At 51.3% G+C, this 3218-nt stretch carries 4 protein-coding genes and 1 pseudogene; all 5 read right to left on the bottom strand.

Annotated elements, in window-relative coordinates:
* Positions 1–360 precede the first annotated feature (360 nt).
* Positions 361–1185 (bottom strand): SDR family oxidoreductase, encoded by an 825-nt coding sequence (locus tag B5F35_RS17800; RefSeq protein WP_087242993.1) that lies wholly within the window; start codon positions 1183–1185, stop codon positions 361–363.
* Positions 1186–1231: 46 nt separating this feature from the next.
* On the bottom strand, positions 1232–1654 hold the full coding sequence (locus tag B5F35_RS17795; protein ID WP_087242991.1) for a cupin domain-containing protein: 423 nt from the start codon (positions 1652–1654) through the stop codon (positions 1232–1234).
* 16 nt (positions 1655–1670) lie between these two features.
* Positions 1671–2171, bottom strand: coding sequence for a flavodoxin (locus B5F35_RS17790; protein ID WP_087242989.1), 501 nt, complete (start codon positions 2169–2171; stop codon positions 1671–1673).
* On the bottom strand, positions 2168–2908 hold the full coding sequence (locus B5F35_RS17785; RefSeq protein WP_087242986.1) for a RibD family protein: 741 nt from the start codon (positions 2906–2908) through the stop codon (positions 2168–2170). The genes B5F35_RS17790 and B5F35_RS17785 overlap by 4 nt, the downstream gene beginning before the upstream one ends.
* A 15-nt stretch (positions 2909–2923) precedes the next feature.
* Positions 2924–3097, bottom strand: a pseudogene (locus tag B5F35_RS18590) (aldo/keto reductase); the annotation flags it as partial.
* Between the last annotated feature and the right edge of the window lie 121 nt (positions 3098–3218).

Below are 3218 nucleotides of genomic sequence, written 5' to 3'. Positions count from 1 at the left end.
CCCGGACTCTCCGGCAGCGCCACCAGCTCCTCCGAGGCCCGGGATGCGTTGGCCTTCACATGGGTGGAATCCGTTCCAACCAGTCGTCCACTGGCCAGCCCCTTGGCGATGTTTGACAGCAAAAAGGCGATTTCCCGTATGCTGCATGAAGATATGGAGCGGCAGGCTGTGCAGAGGATGGTGCGACAGGCGCAGAAGGTACAGCAGACTTTCCGTAAAGAAAAAGCAAAGATCGGCGATCATGGAGAGCTCTGATCCAACCGTTCTTCGGTAATGATATATGGAATTGTAAAGTGTGCGATATATGATCTATCACTATGACAGTTCCAGACGAAGTACCAATCTAAACCACTCTGCAAATTACGGCTTCAGCGGCCCATAGAAATAAGATGCAGTCGCCCCACCATCAATGAGGAAATCGGCGCCGGTGATAAAGGCGCCTTTTCCACTCATCAGCAGTTCCGCCACATTGGCCACTTCGTCCGCGGTGCCCGGCCGTCCAGCGGGACACTTGGCAAACATATTCTTGTAGAAATCTCCGCGGGAGCCGTTAAACTCGTCGATGGCCAGCGGTGTGACTATGATACCAGGGGAGATCGAGTTGATCCTGGCACCCTTTGCGCCCCATTTGACGGACTCCGCCATGACACGCTTTTCATTGCACCGCTTGGCCAGCTGGTAAGCGTGCAGCGTATCCCGGATATTCTCCGGCTGAAGCAGCGGCAATTTCAGAAGTTCTTCCGTGGGGGTGCAGGCTAACTGCTCATCTTCCTCCGGAGTAAGCTGCTTCATCCGATGACCGGACTGACTGGAAATGGTCACACCCACACCGCCGGGGGCAATCACCTTGCCAACCTCCTCCAGCAGAACAGCAGTCCCATACAGATCCACCTTCAAAATTGCCTTGACAGGAGCCTGACTGGGAGAGACACCAGCGGCATTCACCAGCATGGTGATGTCACCGTACTTCTGTGCCTTGGCGATGATGTTCTGAATCGACGCCCGGCTGGAGAGATCCATCTCAATTGGCACCACATCAAACCCGGCATCATTCATGGTCTTAGCGATGGTTTGAGCGTTCTCAGGCTTTTTATCGCCAATTATGATCTTCATTCCATATCCCATGCGGCGGGCAATGGCCATACCAATCTGCCCCGCACCAGTCAAAATCATTACATTTTTCATAGTAGATTCCTTTCTTTGTTTGAATTGCTTTAGGCAAGCAACTGAATCATTTCAAGTTCTTATACGCTTCTTCTGAAACTGGCTCACACCATTCATTCTTGGTGTCCTCTCCAGGAACCTCCAACGCAATATGCGAAAACCAACTATCCGGTGCTGCACCATGCCAGTGCTTTACCTCTGGCGGAATCACCACCACATCGCCAGGATGAAGTTCTCTGGCTTCCTTTTCCCATTCCTGATAATAACCACGTCCTGCAATGCAGAGCAGGATCTGCCCGCCACCTGTCTTGGCGTGGTGGATATGCCAGTTGTTACGGCAGCCGGGTTCAAAGGTGACATTTACCAAAAACATTTTTTTGGCCGGATCAGTCAGCGGATTGAGAAAGGAAGCGCCGGAAAAATACTGTGCATATCCGCTGTTTTCCTGGCCGATGCCAAAAATATTTGCCTGTTCAAAATTCATATCCATATTTGAAATCCTCCTGTCAGAGCAGACCCTTTACCGTCAGCGTCCACGCCTCGACTTCAGCTTCCGGTGTTTCCATGTGGTCGCCGCCGTTAGAATCAAATTTCACCTGCATATTACAGGTAACTTTGGCACCATGGCAAGCAGCAGCAATGTCTGCCAGCACGTGGCCCGGCCAGCCGCCGTGGGTCTGAAACGGCACAACGATTTTTCCGTTCCAGTCCTGCTGGTGCAGAAATGTAAGGACTGCGGGAGCCATGGTGTACCACCAAGTCGGCGTGCCAACGGCGATCACATCATAGCTCCGAATATCAACATCCAGCGGTTTGATCTCCGGCTTGTAACCACGCTGTACTTCCTCCTGGCCTTGCCGAACCACATCATCATAGCTGCCGGTATAGGGCACCACCGTGTCGATCTGCACCATGTCCGCCCCGGTAGTCTCTTGAATCATCTTGGCAATCCGTTCTGTGTTGCCGTTTGACCAAGAGTAGAATACGATCAACATCTTTTTACTCATTTTGCATTTGCTCCTTCCTGGTTCATCTTGTAACGCAGCCATACACTGCCGCCGTCTTTCACTTCTGCGTTTTCCAGTCGGAATCCCAGCGCCTTTGACGGGGCAAAATTCCCTTTGGCGGAGAACAGCGCAGGCGTATCGGTAGAACCATCGGCGGCTGCCGCAATCACGATGCTGATCTCATCGCACATTCCAGCCTGGATAAACGACCAGTTCAGAACGCCTCCGCCTCCCAGCATCAGGGTTTCAATATGAAATAATACTTTCAATTTCTCCATGGCCAGCCCATAGTCAAGCCCAGTCTCTCCGGCGATGATATAGGAAATACCCAACCGCCGCAGAAACGCTTTATAGGCATTGGATGCCTTTTCCGTGAGAATTTCCAACACGTGGGCAGTAGTATCTCCGTAAGTCAGTGTGCAGCTTTTCCATCCCAGATTGCCGGAAGGATCTACCGAAACATAGTACATACCTGCATCCGGTTGCGCTACAAAGTCTCCATCCGGCACTTTCTGAGCGTTCTCGTCCAGCTCCGGCTTTTCATAAAAGGTAAAGTTATCGTCAGTTGTCACCCGACCAGAGAGCCACCCCTGATGCTTGTAATAGGCGTTCTTCCCAAAGGCGATGTCATAAAAGACGCTGCCCGCCTGTTCGCCCTCCGGGGTTTCCATGTAGTCGCCCATGATTTTTCCATCCAGAGAGGTCATCATGTGGCAAAATATATAAGGTCTGTTCATGTTATCTCCTCTTTCTCAGTGCCCACCAAACACCGGCAGGTCCATTGTTTTCAGCTTTGTGTCGATTGCAGCGATCTCGGCGTTGCTTAAAGTGATTTCCGCCGCTCCAAGATTTTCATGTAAGCGGTTCGCTTTGCGGCTACCTGGAATGGGGATAAAGGTTAACACTTCATAACGAATCGAGACTTCTGTAACCTTACAGGCACCTTGCTACGAAAATAAGTAGCGAGGGCGTGTACCTTGACAAACAGGTTTTCAATGCCTCATGAAAAACCATCGCAGCACAAAAAGCGGCAGGCCAAAACCTGTC

The sequence above is a fragment of the Anaeromassilibacillus sp. An200 genome (assembly GCF_002160025.1).
GTDB lineage: Bacteria > Bacillota > Clostridia > Oscillospirales > Acutalibacteraceae > Caccousia > Caccousia stercoris.
This window is presented reverse-complemented; position numbering and strand designations above follow the sequence as displayed.